The following is a 17,844-nucleotide window of genomic DNA, read 5'->3' on the forward strand; positions in this document are numbered from 1 at the left end:
TCGTCTGGATCAGATGACAAGAGCCGTGTGACGGGAGACTGTCACGCACGGTTCTGTGGGAGCCCGGGGGTGCAATTCCCCCGGGCTACCCGACTCATCCAGGCCGAGATCGACGAAGGTCACCGGCCGGGCACGACGACAGATGACGCGACCCGGCTGGCCGAGGCCGGGGCTAACCCCCGAGACGGAGGCACATCTGTTACGGCTGCTGCGGGACGGAATAGCTCCGCCAGCCGCCTGAGCGCCATTCCGGCGGCCTTTCGGGTGGACTCCGTCGCGCTGCGGCTTGTTCGTCACGGCGCCTAGGTCCTCGACAACGTCGACGGGGTGGTCCTGGATCACACCGTCGATGAGGGCCATCCGCCGGATGCGCCGCAGTTGGTCCCCGCCGTGGCGCGGGTGATCACCCGCACGCGGCGGCGGCCGGGCACGGTCACCGCCGACCGCGGCTACGGCGAGACCCGCGTCGAGGAGGACCTACACGACCTCGGGGTTCGGACGGTCGTCATCCCACGCAAGAGCAGCCTCGGCCTCGTAGACCAGTAGCCGAAATCGACGCCCCTTGGAGCGATACGCCGGGCCGGTGCGGGTGCTTGACGAGCAGTTGGGAGGTCGACTCAGTTGCTGCTCCATGTATCAGGCAGCTCTCGTGAGACCTCTCCATGCCTAGAAAGCCGCACGTGGGCGCGGATCAAGGACCGATGACTTCACGCGAGGTCATGAGTACCGTCTGCGTCGGTGGCGTCCCTCGCTGGAGGAGGGAGTGCGGGCTGATGCGACGGCTGGTGGAGTTTCGGCTCAACGACGGCGGCAGCGTGCTCGTTCAGGTCGAGGACGACGACCGCGGTGGCGATCAAGTCACTCGGGGTTGGGCGGATCGAGACCGGCGCATCGTTGAGCAGGCTCAGCAGAGCTTCGAGCAGGCCGTCGGGCGGGTGCAGCCGGCGCTGGAGGGGCTGCTAGGCCAGCTGCGGTCGATCGCGGAGACTCCGGAGCAGATCTCCGTGGAATTCGGGCTACAGCTCAGCGCTGAGGTAGGTGCCTTCGTGGCTGGAGCTAGCTCGAGTGGCAACTTCAAGGTCTCAATGACCTGGAACCGTCGCCCCAGAACCGGCGACGCCTAGTCGGGCCAAAGATGTCGACCAGGGGCAGAGATGCAAGAGCGCGCCTATCAAAACTTCGATCTATTAATCGAATCCGGCGAAAGCGGAAGCTATCGAGCGCGCGTACTAAGCTCCCCAGTCGGAGAGACTCGGCCAATAACGGTCACAATACCCTTCTCTGACCTAGAGATTGAGAACTTCCTGCTCAAAGTCGGCCGGCCGCGTCGGCAGGCTGTTCGCGGGGAGAACTCGCCAGAGGTCGCGACAGTTCGAACCTTCGGCGGGCGGCTTTTCGATGCGGTCTTTCGCGATCAGGTGCGCAATGCCCTAGCCAGGAGTCTTGATCAGATAGAAGGGCAGGAAGACACGGGTTTGCGGGTGCGATTGCGACTAGCCGATTGCCCCGAGCTGGCTGACCTGCCCTGGGAATACCTTTACTATAGCGACAAGAAACGGTACTTGGCGCTGTCGCAGTGGACGCCCGTGGTGCGGTACCTGGAGCTGCCCGGCAGGATTCGCCCACTCGCCGTGCAGCCTCCCTTACGCATCCTGGTGATGGCCGCCAGCCCCACCGACTTTCCGCCGTTGGACGTCGCGGCGGAGTGGGCCAAGACGCAGGGGGCACTCGCTGACTTGCAGCGGGCTGGGCGTGTGCAGGTCGACCGGGTGCCCGCCGGAACCCTAGCCGACCTACGAAGGCACTTGCGCCGCAGTCAATACCACGTCTTCCACTACATCGGTCACGGACGCTACGACCTCGAAGCCCAAGACGGCGTGCTTGCTCTAGAGGGTCCCGACGGTCGAGGCCAGCCGGTTAGCGGTGGCGACCTCGGGGCGCTGCTGTATGACCACCGTAGCCTACGACTCGCCCTGCTTAACTCGTGCGAAGGCGCCAGAGGCGGACTCGCGGACCCCTACTCGGGTACCGCACAAAGTCTCATATATCAGGGTATTCCAGCCGTCGTAGCCATGCAGTTTGAGATCACTGACCAATCTGCGATTACATTCGCGCACACTCTCTACGAGGCCGTCGCGGACGGCTACCCACTTGACGCTGCCGTAGCTGAAGCCCGAAACGCCATCCGCGATGAACCCAACCCCATCGAGTGGGCGACCCCAGTGCTCTACCTTCGCGCCCCCGACGGACGCATCTTCGATCTCCCCCCGTCAGCGCACACCGCTCACCAGATGGCTGGGCCTGAGCCCCATACCCTGACCACGTCTAATGGATCACGAGTCGAACTTGAGGGGCGACACGTTGATGCTCAGCCGGTGCCGGATGACGAGACCGGTGTCGAGCCGCGTGAGACCTCAGTCACCTCCGCCGAACCAGTGGCGGAGGCCAGCGCACCAGTCTCCAATGCAGACAACTTGCAGACCGATCGCGGTGACTCGGCGACGGAATCGCCTCCCGGGTCGGGTAAGCCTGATACGGAGCCATTCTCACCTGCGACCAACAGCCCGAAGCATCCCGGAATTGCGGTCAAACTACCGGATTTTGATGCTCCGATCTCCTCGCAGTCTGTACCGCGGCACCAGGCCGAGGCGCCTAAGCTTGACAGCCTGAGCGCGCTGGTTAAAGACGAACGGGCTCCAAGTAGATCAAGCAACTCAGCCTTAGGGGTCGAGAGTTCGCAATCCAAGAAGGGGGACGTACAGGCCGGGCCTGGCACACCGAAGCGCCGCATGGTACTAGCGATACTGGCGGCGGTGGCCACCGGCCTCGTATCTCTTACCATCGTCTGGATCTCATCGCGACCCTCGTCTGATTTCAACGAATTGGTCTCATACCTGCCTGCATATGTGAGGCAATCCTGCGAAGAATTACCGGCGAGCAGACCCGGTGAGCTGGCGTCGGCAGATTGCGCCGGACGCTATTATGATCTATGGGAATCTCCAACCAAGGCGAGAGAGTCTCTTGGCGAGGCGCCCAGCGGCGACTGCTCAACCCCGCCTTCACCTGATAGTTCGCTGCAGCAGCGATACACGGTAACCGATGACATGACGGCCACAATCCACTGCTCACACGATGGGCCCTGGTATGGCATCAGATGGGTGATCGATGGCTTGCCCATTACATACTTTCATTCATTCGGTACCACTCCATCCGATTATTCGCTACTGTGGGATTGGTCAACATCTGACCTGGAAGAAATGAGCGGCAATCGGTAGCTGAAGCGTCTGTGCCTGCGGTGCCCCTCTGTCGCGGAGTCGGGTGAACAGCGGAGCGACCCGCTCCCACCGCTCGTCAGGCACCAGTTGCGCGAGCACCCACCTCAGCAGGCTCACCCGGCACCCGTGGGAGGCGCGCCCAACTCGTCATGAAATGATCTTCTAATACTGCAACGGCAGTTATGGAGGCGCCTGTCCTCGGCTGCGGTAGTGGGCTTTGGCGTGGCGTCGTCGGCGCCACCAGGACCAGTCGGCGGCGTGGTCGGGTCGGGTCGTGCGTGCGGATGAGGATGAGGAGCAGGCGCCGGAGCTCGGGCACGGTCAGCGCGATGAGCTAGTCGCTTCCGGCTGCGGAGCCCCCTTTCCGCGGTGGCGCGGGTGGCGGACAGGTAGGCGTGGGCGGGCATCGCCAGGGTGATGTGCCGGTACCAGGCGGCGGCGAAGCACTCCTCGATGCGCCAGCGGCTGCCGGCCACGGCCATGAGCTGCTCAAGGCTGGTTGCGACGGGTCCGGCGCAGACGTAGTAGGCCATCTCGGGCTCCTCGCCGGGGGTGGTGGGGATGCTGCGGCGGGCCAGCAGCCACCGCGCCCAGCCGGGGTCGAAGCCGGCCAGCAGCTCGAGCCGGTCCCAGTCGTAGAGGCGCACCCGTGTGCGCCGGCGCCGGCCAAACACCGGCGCCAGGCCGACTCGGGCAGCTCGCCGGTCAGCGCGCGCACCCGGCGTTGGCGCCAGTCGACGGTGGCGACGGTGTCGTTGGCCCGGGTGGCGAGCACGTAGGGCAGCCCGTGCTGCTCGCACCACACGCGCAGCCGCTTGTCCTGTCCGTAGATTTCGTCGGCGGTCAGCCAGCTTGCTGGCACGCCGGCGTCCAGGGTTGGGGTGAGCATCCGGCGGGCCAGCTCCGGCTTGGTGGCGAAGCCCACCCAGTCGATGCCGGCGGCGCGAGCCCGCTCCTGGTCGTCGGTCCAGGCTCGCGGCCGGTAGAGCTCCCGGTCGATCAGGGCGCGTCCGCCGGAGTGGCGTAGGCACAGAGGACGCCGATCCGGCAGTTGTCGATCTTGCCGGTGGTGCCGGTGTACTGTCGGGCCACCCCGGCCGAGCGGACGCCCTTCTTGAGGAACCCGCTACGGCGACGCTCGGGCGGGCCGGGGCACCAGCCCGCCGCTGTCCCGTAGGGGATACCTGAGTGGCGCATCGAAGTCCGCCGACCGCTGAGGGCCGATGAGCGATCAGGCAGGCTCCGGAACGCCACCCGGGTCGCCGCCGGGATCGTCCGGCGTCGGTTCGATCGGCGCAGGCGGCAAGGGCTCCGGTGCGTCGGGAAGCAGCTCGCCCGGATCGTCGGGCACCGGCGCATCCGGATCGATGCTTGGGTCCGATGCAGGTAGTGGCGCGACCATGGGATCAGTCAACCAGCGCGGCGCGCCAAGTACCGATTCCACGGCGGACCTCACGGCGTGGCCGTTAGATCGCGGGTCGGGTTGTCCGATCGGCTGAAAGTCCGGCGAGGAGGGCCGCGAGTTCCCGGTCGGGGCTGATGTGCCGCTGAAAGAGCGGACCGCATGGGGTTGTGGCCAGCCGCATGGACAGGCGCATGAGGTCGGGTTGCTTGTCCCGGTGGACGTCGGCGAGGAAGGCGAACTCGTTCATAACCCCGAGAAGGCTGCGGTTGGCGGTCGGGGCCAACCGGTGCTCCAGTGCCTGGGCGTGCTCGCCCTCGATCATTGGCGCGGGCAGCCGGTGCGCGGATAGCAGTTCGGCGAGCGCGTCAGGAAACCGGGTCAGCAGCGTCCTGGCAGGGGCCAGCGGCATGATCAGAGGCAGCAAGGTCAGCTCGTTGACGAACAGCGCCGCCGGGCGGCGCCACCGGAGCACGGTGGCATACCAGGCCCCGAGCACTGTCGTCGACGCGTCCCCCGGCCCAGCCGCCGGTCCCGGCACCCGGTCCCGAAACCCTTGGGTGCCGTGGACGATGATCATAATGGCCTACGTCTGGCGGGGGGCTGGCGCACAGAGGCAAGGATCCCTCAGGCCCCGTGCGGTGCGTTCTTCACAGGCTGAGGACCAGGCGCAGGGCCGCGTCGACCTGGCGTAGTTCATCGAAGCTGAGGTGCCCGGCCGACTCTCCCAAGCGCTGCGGATCCACTGCGCTGGTCTGCTCGGCCAGCACCCGGGTCGGGCGCCCGTCGATGGACACCTCGGGACGGAAGGTAGCTGCGCGTGCCGAGGTGGACGTGGGCGCGACGAGCCAGGTTGAGAGGGGCAGCAGGTCGGACTGGACGACGACCGCGTAGCGGATGCCGGCCTGCTCGTGGCCCCGTGTGCCGCGGGGAGAGCGCAGGCGGTAGACCTCACCACGCACGCAGCGTCTCCATGTCCCGAAGGACCTGAGCGGCCTCAGCGCGGTCGGCGTCGTCGGCGGCCAGCGCGGCGGCCTCTGCGCGGAGCCTGTCCTGAGCGGCCGTCTTGGCGGCCTCGATCAGGGCCGCGCGCACGGCGGTGGAGACCGGGGTGCCGTCTTGCGTCAGGACGGCCAACGCTCGCCGGGCATCTTCATCGGGACGGAAGGTGATCGTCTCAGCCACCCCTGAAGTGTCTCACCACAAGTAAGACGCGCGGAGGGAGCTGCTGGGCTGACTTTCCAGGACGGAGTCCGTGAAGCAGCGAACTCGTCGATATCGCGCGATCGGGTGAACGTGGCGGCCCAGTACCGCCGCTGACCAGCCCCGATGCGGACCGTCCGCGAGCAACGGCTGCGGCCGTCGCCGAGGACCGGCGCAGCGGAGCGCCGGCACCGGCCTTGCTCACGGAGGTGCGCCATGACGGCGCTGCTGATCGGCTACGCAAGAGTGTCCACCGACGCCCAGGACCTCACCGCCCAGCGCGAGGGGCTGCTCGCGCTCGGGGTCGATCCGGGGCGCATCTACGTCGACCACGGTCTGACCGGCGCCAACCGAGAACGCCCCGGGCTGCGCGAGGCGCTGGCCGCCTGTCGGGAAGGCGACACCCTGGTGGTGACGAAGCTGGACCGGCTGGCCCGCTCCCTGCCCGATGCCCGTGCGATCGCCGAGGAGTTGACCGTGCGACAGGTCCGGCTGAGCCTGGGCGGCCCGGTGTACGACCCGCATGACCCGGTCGGACGGCTGCTGTTCAACGTGCTGGCCATGGTCGCCGAGTTCGAATCCGACCTGATCCGCCTGCGCACCCGAGAAGGCATGCGGGTGGCCAAGGCCAAGGGAAAGCTGCGCGGCAAGCAGCCCAAGCTCAACCCGCGCCAGGAAGCCCACCTCGTGGACCTCTATCGGCAGGGCGAGCACAGCACCGCCGAGCTGGCCGACCTGTTCGGCGTCGCCCGCTCCACCGTCTACCGGGCATTGCAACGCGACCAGACGAACGGTCACCGCGCAGGGGCGAACAGCGCGAGAAACTGCGGGTGAGCTTCGCCGCGGCGACCGCGGGGTTGTCCCGCAGCCCAGGGCACTGCGGGACAACCCGAGCACGACCGCATGGCCGACCGTGAGATGCCGCACGAGGTTCGCCTTGCGGACCAAGGCTGCGGGTTCTTCCGTGACTCGACCGTGACGAGGTTGCCCCCACAGCTGGCCCACCACGAGACACCACGTGAGCGGGCTTCGCTGCGGCTGCTCGTTGAGCAGGTAGATCCCACAGTCCTGGGCGATGCGTCCAGCGCCGGGGAGCGCAGGCCGCGGCCACGTACGAGCCGGCCGGATGGCAAGACAAGGACTCCGCGACCCGGTGGGCCGTGGCCGAGGCCGCAGCCGGCCTCGGTGACCGCGACACCGCCGCGCATGCCGCTCGCGCGGCACTGGACCTCCTCGACGCTCCCGACCAGTTCGCCCGCCATCCGGCGTGGGCCGGGCCCGGCCGACCGGCGCCCAGCACCACTGCCTGCGGGCGCTGGCCCGGGCCGATGGCCGCGGCGCCCCCTCGGCGCGGACCTGGCGGCGGTTCATCGGCCGGTGAGCGCGGCCTTCGCTGCTGCCAGGTCGTTGCGGGCGAGCGCGGCGACCGCCTGCTCGCCCTGCCGCAGCGCGTTCTGCACCCGGGTCGCCTCCTCGCGCCCGTGGTACCGCCACCACGGCGTCCGCTGTGCAGCATCGCCCGCGACCCGCTCGGCGAAGTCGAGGATGTCATCGAGGGTGTAGACGATCTCGTCCAGCAGCTGCTCCTCGGCGTCCGGGGCCGCGGCGTCGGGCTCGGCAGGGACGTACAGGGGTGGCCACAGCACCGTGACCAGCCAGCCCAGGGGCCGCTGGCCGGCGGCCACCTGACCGGCGACCCAGGGCAGCGCCACCAACCGGTCACGAGGAACTGGGACGGCGATCCCGACCTCGGCGAGCACGGCGGGCCACAGGTCGGCGATCTCCCGCTCGGCGCCGTGCAGGCCGGCGAGCTCAACGAGCACCTCCCCGTCCCGACCCTGGGCGACCCAGTGCGCCGCCAGCATCGGCAGGTTCCGATCGTCCAGCGCGCCGAGCTGGCGCAGCGCCGCGGCCACCACCGCGTCCAGCACCTCCCCGGGACTCTCCGGCTCCGGCGACGGGCGGGGCCGGTCCGGGTCAGGACTGGTCATGGTCGTCGGCTGCCCGCATGGTGAGATCGATGACGCGAAGCGACGATCATCGGCGGCGCGGTTTCCCCCGCGCTGAGGAGCTCCTCGATCTCGTGACGGCGTTCCCAGGCCCCGGCCATCGCTGCTGCTTCCGCCATCGCGAAGTGCCGCCCGATGAAGGCGATCCACTCCGTCGCGTCCTGCTCGTGAAACCAGGGCCACCCGAAGGCTTCCAGGTAGTCCGCGCTCACCCCGCTGATGACGTCACCGAGCGAGACCGACCGGGACTCCACCAGCTCCCCGCCCGTCATCCACACCTTCTCGAGGTCACGGCAACGAGCGCTCCCGTCATGCCACCCGGACCAACCGGATGTCCATGATGGTCAACTCAGGTCGTCGCCGCACGCGGATCGAGTACCGGGACAGTGTGTCGCAGCTGTGGGAGCGGTAATGGCACCTACCCTCGGTGCCGCGGGCGCGGTGACGTCCCCGCTGGTGGTGACTCTCTTTCCGACCGGCCCATGGACTGTTGCCTGTGCATCCCGGGTGCGGACGAGCGAACGTCGAGGATGGGGAGACACTTCTGGCACACCCTTCATCGACGGGCGGAGCTGACGCAGTGCCGGACGAAGCCGGGCAGGAGCCGATTGCCGCGAGCCCGTACGCGACGGGGGGAGGCGGCACCCGGCTGGAGCACCGGCTGGGCACGGTGCTCCTCGTCCGGCTCCTCACCGCTGGGCCCGTCTTCGAGTTGGACGAGCGGGCGCCCGAACGCGTCGCCTTTCAGCAGGCCCCTACTGCAAACGTGGACGACCTCGTTGTCACGGCGCGGGCCGCGGATGGCGTCGCGTCGGTCCGCCTCGAGATCGCCGTCCGTCGCACGCCCAGCTTCGTCCGGAGCGACACCAAGACTGCCGAGCTGGTCAAGCTCCTGGTCCGAGCCGACCTGGCGGCCGAGAGGAGCGCGGACCCGCTCGTCGAGCGCCGCCTTGCGGTGGCCGTCTCCGGCCGGCAGGCGCACGCGCAGGAGCTCGCCGAGCTTGCCGTCGTCGCGCGCGGCCAGTCGAGTGCCGACGAGTTTGTCGAGCTCGTGCGTACCCCACGGAAGTTCAAGACGCGACCCCGGCTCAACCACCTCATCGACATGGTCGCCGACGCGCTCGGCGGCATCGGAGACGAGGACGCGGGGACGCCGGAGCACCGCTGCTGGCGCCTCCTGCAGCGACTGTGGATCATGCAGGTCGATCTCGAGACCGGCCACGAGGACGACTGGACCCGCCTCGTCGAGGACCTCAAGCCCGTCTCGCGGGACCACACGCAGGAGCAGGCGCTCGCTCTCCGCGACCGGCTAGAGCAGCTGTCGGGCGAGCTAGCGCGCAACGCGGGCGTCCTCGACGCCCCGGCGCTGCGCAGGCGCCTCCACGGCGCGCTCGCCCCCGCGTCGCACGCGGCGCCGCAGGGATGGACGCGACTACTCGCCCTGGACGAGCAAGCCCGGACGACAGTCGCCCGCTCCCTCGGCCCGGGCGCAAGCAACGAGCTGACTCTGCCGCGCTCTGCGGTCCGCGACGAGCTCTGGGCCGCCCTAGCAGCCGACGGCGAGCTCGTCGTCGTGGGCGACTCTGGCGTCGGTAAGAGCGCGCTGGTGATGGACGCCATCGCGCCCGACCGGCTCGGCGCCGACCGCCAGGCGGTCGCGCTCAACCTGCGGCACCTGCCGGCCAGCCAACTCGAGCTGCTCGCGCTGCTCTCGAGCCCCTTGGAAGTGCTGCTCGGCGAGCTGACGGCCCCTGAGCGGCTCCTCGTCGTCGACGCCGCAGAGGCGGCCGCCGAGGAGCACGCGGATGTCCTCTCGTACTGCGTCCGCGCCGCCCGGGAGGCGGGAGTCCGCGTGGTCGCCATCACGTCCACAGAGGGCACCGCCGTCGTACGGCAGCTGCTCAGGTCCGGCGCCGAGGACCCGCGCGAGTACACCGTGGCCGGCCTCACCGACGACGAGCTCGACGCCGTGGCCGCGCACTTCCCTGCTCTCCGACGACTCGTCGACAACCCCCGCGCACGCGAGCTACTGCGCCGCCCCATCGTCGTCGATCTGCTCGGCCGGGCCGGCGACCCGGGGCTGCCGCTGAGCGAGTCACAGGCGCTCGACCACGTCTGGCAGCACCTCGTGCGCAACTCTGGCCGCCGAGATCAAGGGGCGCCCGACGCCCGGGAGAACGTGATGCTGAGCCTGGCCGCTCACGCCCTCCGCAAAGGCGATCCCGACAACCTCCTTGCACGGCTCGACCACGACGCCGTCGACGGGCTGCGCCGGACCGGCCTGCTGCAGCCGGCGAGCCGCCTGCCCTGGGAACGAGTCCCCTCGTTTCGCCACGACCTGCTCCGCGCTTACTCCGTCGCACGGCTGCTGCTCGCCGAACGAGACCCGGCGGCTTCCCTGACGGCCGCGGGCGTCGCCCGCTGGACGCTGCCGTCGGCCCGACTCGCCTGCGAAATCATGCTGTCCGCGCCCGACGAGCCCCTGCACCCCCGGGCGGGTCGCTTCGCCACGCTCCAGGTGGACTTCGACGCCATCGCCACAGCCGGAGGCGGCGAACGATGGTCCGACGTCCCGACGGAGGCGCTGCTCGTGGCGCCCGACCTCGCTGTACTTCTGCGTGATGCGTGGCCGACCCTCATCAAGGACAAGGCCCAGGGCGCCGCCCGCATGATCCGCATCCTGAACGCGCGCTACCGACGCGGCGGCACGCTCGACCCCATCGTCGCCGAGCCCGTGATCGCCCGCCTGCTCGACGCCGGCACACCGCCCACCATCCAGCGAGAGGCAGCCGAGCTGATCCGGGACTGGCTCCGGGCGCTGGTGCTGGCCGGGACGCCTGCGGGACATCCGCTCCGGATCAGGCTCCGCGACGCCATCGTCGAACAGTGCCGTGCGAAGGAGCGGACCCTGGACGAGCAGGAAGCGGCCCGCCTCGCCGAGCTGGCCGCACGAACGCCCGAGCAGGTCGCAGAGGACGAGGCACGACGTAGGAGGTTCAGCGCCTCCGGCGCCTTCACCATGTCCCGACGCCGCCGTCGACGGCCGGAGCCGACGAGGCACCGCCCGTACCTGTGGATCGGCGACTCGCAGGTCGAGCACCTCGCTCTGCTCGGCCCCGACCTAAGCGAGGACGGCGAGGCAATCCTTCGGCGCATCGCGGAGGACGAGCCGCACTCGCTCGACCACGCGGTGGAGCCGCTGCTGGCTGGCAACAGCCTCGCCAGCTACAGCACGGAACTGCTCGTCGCCCTCGCCGCCGCGTACTACATCGACCAGCCTGACGAGGACGACGACGACTTCGGGTCGTATGGCGGACTGCACGACGACGGGATTCGCGACCACGATTTCAGCGCGCTGGGACTGCCCCTCGCGCACTTCGCGAAGGGACCGTTCCTAGCGCTGTTCAGGGCCGACTACCTGGGAGGTGTGTCGCTGCTCAACCGGATGCTCGACCACGGTGCGCTGTGCCGTGTCCGCATCCTTCCCAACCTCCGCCACGGGCCCTTCGCTGAGGACCATGAGGAGAGCAAGCAAGTCCTGTCGATCACCGGAGAGCCGCGCGAGTACGTCGGCGACGGCCACGTCTGGCTTTGGTACCGCGGAACCGGCGTCGGTCCCTACCCGTGCATGAGCGCGCTGCAAGCCCTCGAGTTCGTCACGGAGGAGTACATCCGGGCAGGTATCCCGCCGCAGGCACTCACCTCGATGATGCTCAAGGACGCCCACAGTCTGGCGATGCCCGCGCTCGCACTCGGCGTGCTGGTCCGGCACCTGGAGGTTGTCGGCGACGCCCTGGACCCCTTCCTCGTCGAGCCGGCGGTCTGGCAGCTCGAGTTCTCGCGCTCGGTCAACGACCAGTCGAGCGGTCTCGCCGCACGCATCCCGGACCTACCGAACCCGGAACGCCGCAGCTGGAGCCTGCGCGAGGCAAGCATGGCGCTGACGCTGACCGCGGACGCCGACCGCGTCGCGGAACTCAAGGCGCTCGGCGAGCAGCTGCAGGCCAACGCCCGGGCGCAGGTCGGCGAGGACTCCTCCGTCGCGGCCCGCGAGCACCTCGCCGCGGTCCGGAACTGGGCCGCGGCCCTCGACCGGGACGCCTACGAGGTGACCTCGCACGACGAGGGCGTCCTGATCCAGCAGGCCCCCGACCCCGAGGTCGAAGAGGTCCTCGGAGGGACCAACGCGGCCCTCCGCCGGACTAACGACGCGGTCGGCCTCACCGTCCGCCACGCGCACGGCCGCGACAACGGCGGCCGGGCGCCCGACATCGACGACGATGCGCTCGCCGCCGACCTCGTCCTCGCAAAGGCACTGTGGGACGACCCTCCCGAACCGCGCGCCCTGTCCGCGGACGGCCCTGTCGCCGTCGCGGCGTCGGCACTGGAGCTGCACCTCACGTCCCGGGTGACGGTGTCTGACGACGACCTGGTCTGGAGCGCTCAGGTGCTACTGCAGGTCGCCGCCGCCACTGACAACCGCGAGGACGACGACTTCGACGATACGGTGTTCGCCCAAGGGGCTGACCGGTCCGCGGGACGGGCCTTGCCCCTGCTTCTGCTGCCCGCGGCGGGCGCGGTTCGGTCTGCGCTGTCCGTGCTCGACGCCGACGGCGTCGACGAACTGGTCGCACTCAGTCGCGCCGTCGCCGTCAACGGCGCAAACGAGACGCGGCTCGCCTACGCACGCGGGCTCGACGACGTCTGGGCGGCGCCGTGCGACACGGCGCACCTGTTCGGCCGCTGCCACCACCGTGTCGCCTTCGACCTGGTCACCGAGTCGTTCCTTCGCTCACGCCTGGGGCCCTGGAATCAAGAAGCCCAACGGCGCCCCGTCATCGCCCTCGAGCCGCCTAGCGCCGGGTCGCTTGACGCTCTGGAGGGCGGCGACGTCCTAGTCTCGCGGCTCACGGCCGCTCTGCGCGCTACCGGCGCAGCAGCGATCAGCTCGGCGTGCTGCGCGGAGGACGCGCAGCACGCCCTACGGTCGCTCCTCGCGGCACATCAGCGTGCAATGCTGGCGTACAAGCACGGCTATCACCACAGTCGCAGCGACGCGCTCGTGGCAGCACGCGCGGCGCTGTGGCAGGCCATTGGGGGCCGCGACGAGCCGGTCCTCGATTACGTCCGGGGCTATCTCGGTCGTGCGCGACCGCTCGGGGAGGCGCTCCAGGCCGTCGCCGTGGCGGCGGAGGAACGGGCGGAAGCTGGCCAACAAGCGCAGCGCCTCTGGCCCGCGATCATGGACATGACCCTCGACGCGGCTCAGGCGGATGCAGGCCTCTTCTCCGAACGGACCTGGGGCGACTACGTCGAAGCCGCTCTGATCCCCAACACTGCCGCTGAATGGGGATACCTCACGATCGAGCTCGCAGGAGAGCCCTACCGCTGGCGGAGCCTGCTGTCATGGGCGCCGCAAGTTGACCGCTGGCTCGCGGCGGTCCCGCACTCGCGCATGAGCATCGACCACCTCGTCATCGCGGTCCGCGAACTCGACGTCTCCGACCAGATCGAGCAGGGCCTGCGTTGGATCGAGCGCATCGTCGCCGGCGCCGGCGAGAACTGCGCCGCGACCTACACCCTGCCGGAATGGCTTCGGGAACGGCGCCCTGACCTCGTCACTCCCGACCGTATCGCCCGGTGGCAGCGAGTCGTCGACCTGCTCGTCGTCGCAGGCGATACACGGGTCGCAGACCTTGCCGATTAGGCGTCCGCTGGACCCATCACCACGCTAGCCGTCGGTGAGCCACGGTGATACGGGCACTGCCCAAGGCAGGATGACTCGCCCGTCGTGGCTGAACCAGTAAGCCGGCTGAGACAAGATCGCCTCACTTGTTCTCTATGAGGGTGGCGCGACGTCGAGGCCGCGCCGGTGCAGTGCGCCAACAAGGACGGAACTGTCGCGGTGAAGAAGGGGCCCATGGGACGGCGCACGGTGTCCCCGTCCCGCACCACGAGCGTCACGGCCTTGGACCCCTGGAGCTCTTCGACGCTGTCCTCCGCCTTGACGCCGTCCTCTCGCACAGCCGCGACGGCAGGGCTTGTGCGCCGGACCGTTTGCCGCCCGCCGTCCCGCAGGACGAACCTGCTACGGCGACGCCGGCCGAGCCCGGGAACCGGGGGCGCCGGTGCCCGCACGGGATCGGAGACCGCAGACAAGGTCTGCAGCAGGCTGATCGACGCGGCACTTCCAGCCGCTCGGACGGCAGGCCTGACTGGTGACCGCGTCGAGCAGGACGGACGGGAGGATGAACTCGCGGACACGGGCCTCGCTGGTGATCGATGGCTTTAGACACCTTCAAATCACCACATGGCCCGTGTCCGGCCTCAAACCCCCAGCTAAGGCGCTCATCTCCGGACTTTGCAGGTGCCCTGCGTGCCGCCTAGAGCCATGAGTGCCCTCACGAAGCGCTCATTTCGGTACAGTCACCACCCAGGGTTCAGTCATCCGTCGCCGTAGGGAGGCAGCTTCAGGTCCGGTAGCAATTTCAAAGAGAAGAAAGTTCAATCGACCGTGCCTATAGCTGTGTGGATCGCGGGATTAGCTGGCGCAGTAGTCGCCTGGACTCAGCTCTATTTTAGATTCTCTGAACGCAGGCCATTCACAACCTCCAGGTTGGCCACCTTCCTGTTCGTGCTAATAGGCCTGATAGCCGGCGCGGTATCTGGAGTCGTGGCGTCCATCCCGCAGACTTCCATAGGCGGATCAGTTGCCGGGGTCGGGCTCGGCCTAGGGAGCACGGTGACCTTCGCTCGCCGCCCGGGCGACAATCCACTTAGGACCAGGGGTGTCAGCCCAACCAGTGCAATCGGCCGAATCATAGACGCCGTGTGGCGACTGGCCAGTCATATGACCTATGTGCTGGATGGAAAGCTAGCTACAGCCAGAGTCGCGACAGTGGAAGGAATCGTTCGGCGGATCTATGAGTTGACGCCGAAGGGCGTCGATCTTCCGGTTCACGAGAAGGTTCATGGAGCCTTGAAGAGATATCTTGACGCCTTGACCGGCCCAGAAGCAAAGACTCTTCAGGGGCGACTGTCAAATGCCTATCGAGCCTGTCAAGCAAAAGATGAGCCGCTATATGATCTTATCGAGTTTGCGTATGACATGGGACAGGAGCAGCAGATGCTAAGGGTAATCCAGGATTTGGTCTGAACGCGCCCCACGTCTGCCCTTCCTGACCAGGAGTCACCGAATCAGTCGACATCGCCCGCGCATGACTAGGGGGCTCAATCAAGGTCAGATGCCGGGCGGGTCGATGTTCTGCCATGATTCGTTGTTGACGTGGCTGGCAGGAGGTCGGCCGCCGAGGGTGGTGTGGCTGCGGCCCCGGTTGGGTCCCCGGTTGGGTTGGTGGGCCCTGGTCGTGGATCGTGTCAGCCGCTGTCGTCGGTGATACGGCGGAGCACTTTGGTGTCGGGTCCCCAGCTCGCCGTGGTGCGGGGAGCTCGTGGCGGCGGATTGCCGCTCCAGGTGGGTGGGCGTGCGCCGCAGACTGCGGCGGGGCCGGTTGAGCGCTCGGCCATGCCTGCCAGGCTTTGCTCCTCCGATGGTGGCCTGCCTAGCGAGCAGTGGTGCTCTCCGACATTGAGAGCGGTTGGCTACACGGCGCATGAACGTCCAGCCTTCCTTGACGATGCGAGTCAACGGCAGCCGGCCTCGCGGAGCGAACAAGGCATTGGCGTGGGGCGTCACTTGTTATGAGACTGAACAGCATTGGCGTGGGGCGCGAAGGCCTCCGGGCGAGGAGCGACGGTTCCCAGACCGCTCCACACCTCACTCGGAGGCCTTCCTCATGTCACCGGTCGCCGTCACCAACGTGGTCAGTGCAGCTAGGAGACTGCTGAACAAGTCGGTTTGGAGACTCAACGCAAGCCGCTGACCTGCGCTTCTTCAACGGCGCGTAGCCGGATTTCGGGCTTATTCAGCAGGCTCCTAGACTAGAGGAGTAGCTCTCTAGCGCGGGTGGCGACCAACGGCATGAGCTTTTGCCCGCAGGGCATCCTCCTCGGTGCTCCTTGGTTCCGGATGCTGCTTCCAGGGAGGGGTGATGCCCTCGCCGAAGCAGATGTGAAAGTGTCCCTCCAGTGCGGCGGCAAGACTCGCCAGCGTCCTTAAGGTGAGGTTTTGCTCGCCAGAAAGTATCTGGCTCACTCGGCCTTCCGTGAGGCCCATCCTGCGAGCAACCTCCTGCTGGTTGAGCCCGCGCTCCTCCATGAAGCTTTGGACACCCTCGACGATCTGGCCGGACAGGTAGTCGCGTTCATATGCCACTCGCCCCTCGTATGAATCCGGGAACTCGGCGGGAATGTCGGCAGCATTGATGTAGCCGTCACGCAACAGGTCATACGCCCGCTGCGCACTAGGCCGCCCTCTGCGAAACATCTCCACCTCCTCGATGAGGTCCCGCTCCTTCATCCTGACGTCTCTCGATCTGACAGATGCCAGACTCACTTCCTTCCCAATGGCGAGTCAAGTGGTGGTCGTCGGCTTTCAGGTGTGATCCAGTCAGACTCAACGACCTGGTAGCGGGAAGACCACCGTCTTGCTGAGCCGGGATAGCCCCACGTGACTCTGCCGGCGCCCGCAGTAGTAGACGTCGTGTGGTCCATGCATGCAACCGAGATCCGGCGAACCACCGCAGCGCCCGGTGCCAACGACGGCGGCGCAGGTTGTTGGCCACGCCCGCAGTAGGAAAATGAGCTCCGGGAACTCGACTGCCCGCGCCCGTGCGCCCTAGCCTGCGCAGCCCCTCTAGTGCAAAGTCCGCGCACTCGGCCGCTGTGTCGGCGTCGGCGAAGCCCCTGCCATCACCGTGATCTGCCGACGCGGATACTGCTGGCAGCTGAACGGGTGCATCCATCGCAGTGTGCTGTCGCATGCGCTGCGTCCGCACCCGTTCTGCGGCCAGGGCATTGGCCCGCCAGGGCTCTCGTAGCTCCCGCGACCCCCGGATCGCCACCGGTCGAGTAAGCACAAGCAATTCCAACCGCTCAGTCGCTGTAGCCGCGGCCAGTTCCACCTGCCACAGCGCCCGGTGCCACCAGGACAGCTCAACACATGCAATCGCCACGGTCAGCGCCCACGCAACCAGGCGGCGCTCTTGGGCCGGAGCCCGTTCCGCCGCAGCCGGCCAGCTCTGCGGCAGCCGACGCCTCTCCCAAGAGCTCGGCGAGCACGGGTGTCCCTCTAGGCGGTGCTGCCGAACAGCGCGAGCCGATAGCCGAGAGTCGACACTCCACCACGGCGTCGCCGGTCCGGACCGGCCGCCACCCGATGGGCGCACCTGTCCCCTTGAGTCGGCCCCCACGGGTGGGGGCAGGGGTCCCCGAGGACCGTTTGGTGGGCGGGGCATCGCCTGGCCACCGTCGGCCCCATCCTCGGGATCGTCGTCGTGACGCGTCCGCCATTGAGTCCAAAGACGGACAAAGGCACTCCACTTGGCCCAGGACTCAACGAAGGCCTCGACGGCGATAAGGAAGGCCGGGCACTCCCAGTGGTGTCTCGACGCCGTCGCGTCAACCTGAGAGCCTGTCATGTCAACGACGAGGTACAAGCTCGAGGACGAGGCGGGCGGTGGAGGGGGCCCTTCCACCACCGGCTTCCCCGTCAGTCCTTGGAGGAGCGCTAGCACGGGACGCGTCCGCAAGCGGCGGGGGAAGCGCATCGGTACCTCCGGAAGGTCGACACGACGGTCGCTGCGCCAGTTTAGCCCTAGCTGATCTTTAGCTGCAACTGAACCGTCAACACACGCAGGTCTGTCCAGATGACGCTGCTCAACTGCCTGTGTGCGGCGATCAAGCGGGTGATCACCTGCGAGGAATCGTCGACCTCCGACTGCTGTTACCGCCTCGTGTGCCGGTCAAGTCCGCTGACGTGGTGTATCGAGCTCGGTCACACCGCGTGATCTGTGCTGGTTGGGTCAGGCGCTGAGCGCCGGGAGGGTCGGGGCGG

Annotated in this window: 14 protein-coding genes and 2 pseudogenes; 6 read left to right on the plus strand and 10 right to left on the minus strand. The window is 68.1% G+C overall.

Annotated features, from left to right (window positions below):
* Nucleotides 1-318: 318 nt before the first annotated feature.
* The 3 genes and pseudogenes from CHB94_RS23250 to CHB94_RS23260 all read left to right on the plus strand — a co-directional run.
* Nucleotides 319-546, plus strand: a pseudogene (locus CHB94_RS23250) (ISNCY family transposase); the annotation flags it as partial.
* Between the two features lie 155 nt (nucleotides 547-701).
* Complete coding sequence (locus tag CHB94_RS23255; RefSeq protein ID WP_141137618.1) at nucleotides 702-1,124, plus strand: CU044_2847 family protein; 423 nt, start codon at nucleotides 702-704, stop codon at nucleotides 1,122-1,124.
* A gap of 30 nt (nucleotides 1,125-1,154) precedes the next feature.
* The gene (locus CHB94_RS23260) at nucleotides 1,155-3,275 is read left to right on the plus strand and encodes a CHAT domain-containing protein (RefSeq protein WP_089338927.1); all 2,121 of its coding nucleotides are present in this window, start codon (nucleotides 1,155-1,157) and stop codon (nucleotides 3,273-3,275) included.
* 113 nt (nucleotides 3,276-3,388) lie between these two features.
* Here the strand turns inward: CHB94_RS23260 and CHB94_RS26470 are convergent, their stop codons facing one another.
* From CHB94_RS26470 to CHB94_RS23280, 7 genes and pseudogenes are all read right to left on the minus strand, one after another.
* Nucleotides 3,389-3,949: a hypothetical protein gene (locus CHB94_RS26470; protein ID WP_254920878.1), complete on the minus strand. Its 561-nt coding sequence runs from the start codon at nucleotides 3,947-3,949 to the stop codon at nucleotides 3,389-3,391.
* Between the two features lie 125 nt (nucleotides 3,950-4,074).
* Nucleotides 4,075-4,326, minus strand: a pseudogene (locus CHB94_RS26880) (transposase); the annotation flags it as partial.
* Nucleotides 4,275-4,472 (minus strand): transposase, encoded by a 198-nt coding sequence (locus CHB94_RS24745; RefSeq protein WP_141137619.1) that lies wholly within the window; start codon nucleotides 4,470-4,472, stop codon nucleotides 4,275-4,277. The gene CHB94_RS24745 and the pseudogene CHB94_RS26880, both read right to left, overlap by 52 nt.
* 34 nt (nucleotides 4,473-4,506) lie before the next feature.
* Nucleotides 4,507-4,719 (minus strand): hypothetical protein, encoded by a 213-nt coding sequence (locus CHB94_RS24750; protein WP_141137620.1) that lies wholly within the window; start codon nucleotides 4,717-4,719, stop codon nucleotides 4,507-4,509.
* A 22-nt stretch (nucleotides 4,720-4,741) separates the two neighbouring features.
* Nucleotides 4,742-5,257, minus strand: coding sequence for a DUF6933 domain-containing protein (locus CHB94_RS23270; RefSeq protein WP_254920879.1), 516 nt, complete (start codon nucleotides 5,255-5,257; stop codon nucleotides 4,742-4,744).
* Between the two features lie 70 nt (nucleotides 5,258-5,327).
* A complete protein-coding gene (locus CHB94_RS23275) occupies nucleotides 5,328-5,639 on the minus strand; it encodes a type II toxin-antitoxin system PemK/MazF family toxin (protein WP_089338929.1) in 312 nt (103 codons plus the stop codon).
* On the minus strand, nucleotides 5,629-5,862 hold the full coding sequence (locus CHB94_RS23280; RefSeq protein ID WP_089338930.1) for a hypothetical protein: 234 nt from the start codon (nucleotides 5,860-5,862) through the stop codon (nucleotides 5,629-5,631). The genes CHB94_RS23275 and CHB94_RS23280 overlap by 11 nt, the downstream gene beginning before the upstream one ends.
* 234 nt (nucleotides 5,863-6,096) lie before the next feature.
* Here CHB94_RS23280 and CHB94_RS23285 point away from each other — a divergent pair, with 234 nt between their 5' ends.
* Entirely contained in the window at nucleotides 6,097-6,714 is a 618-nt protein-coding gene (locus CHB94_RS23285; protein WP_176445719.1) for a recombinase family protein, read from the plus strand.
* Between the two features lie 533 nt (nucleotides 6,715-7,247).
* Here CHB94_RS23285 and CHB94_RS23290 read toward each other — a convergent pair.
* Both CHB94_RS23290 and CHB94_RS23295 read right to left on the minus strand, forming a co-directional pair.
* Nucleotides 7,248-7,871 carry a hypothetical protein gene (locus CHB94_RS23290; RefSeq protein ID WP_141137621.1) on the minus strand — a complete coding sequence of 208 codons (624 nt, stop codon included), beginning with the start codon at nucleotides 7,869-7,871 and terminating at the stop codon, nucleotides 7,248-7,250.
* A complete protein-coding gene (locus CHB94_RS23295) occupies nucleotides 7,868-8,161 on the minus strand; it encodes a hypothetical protein (protein ID WP_089338932.1) in 294 nt (97 codons plus the stop codon). Before CHB94_RS23295 ends, CHB94_RS23290 begins: the two co-directional genes overlap by 4 nt.
* 308 nt (nucleotides 8,162-8,469) lie before the next feature.
* Between CHB94_RS23295 and CHB94_RS23300 the strand changes: the two genes are divergently transcribed.
* Together CHB94_RS23300 and CHB94_RS24755 are read left to right on the plus strand one after the other, a co-directional pair.
* Entirely contained in the window at nucleotides 8,470-13,596 is a 5,127-nt protein-coding gene (locus tag CHB94_RS23300; RefSeq protein WP_089338933.1) for a thioesterase domain-containing protein, read from the plus strand.
* Nucleotides 13,597-14,505: 909 nt separating this feature from the next.
* Entirely contained in the window at nucleotides 14,506-15,045 is a 540-nt protein-coding gene (locus tag CHB94_RS24755) for a hypothetical protein (RefSeq protein WP_141137622.1), read from the plus strand.
* A gap of 801 nt (nucleotides 15,046-15,846) precedes the next feature.
* Here CHB94_RS24755 and CHB94_RS23305 read toward each other — a convergent pair.
* The gene (locus CHB94_RS23305) at nucleotides 15,847-16,308 is read right to left on the minus strand and encodes a helix-turn-helix domain-containing protein (RefSeq protein ID WP_089338934.1); all 462 of its coding nucleotides are present in this window, start codon (nucleotides 16,306-16,308) and stop codon (nucleotides 15,847-15,849) included.
* Nucleotides 16,309-17,844: the final 1,536 nt, after the last annotated feature.

Origin of the sequence: Blastococcus mobilis (genome assembly GCF_900188025.1) — a bacterium.
GTDB classification, from domain to species: domain Bacteria; phylum Actinomycetota; class Actinomycetes; order Mycobacteriales; family Geodermatophilaceae; genus Blastococcus_B; species Blastococcus_B mobilis.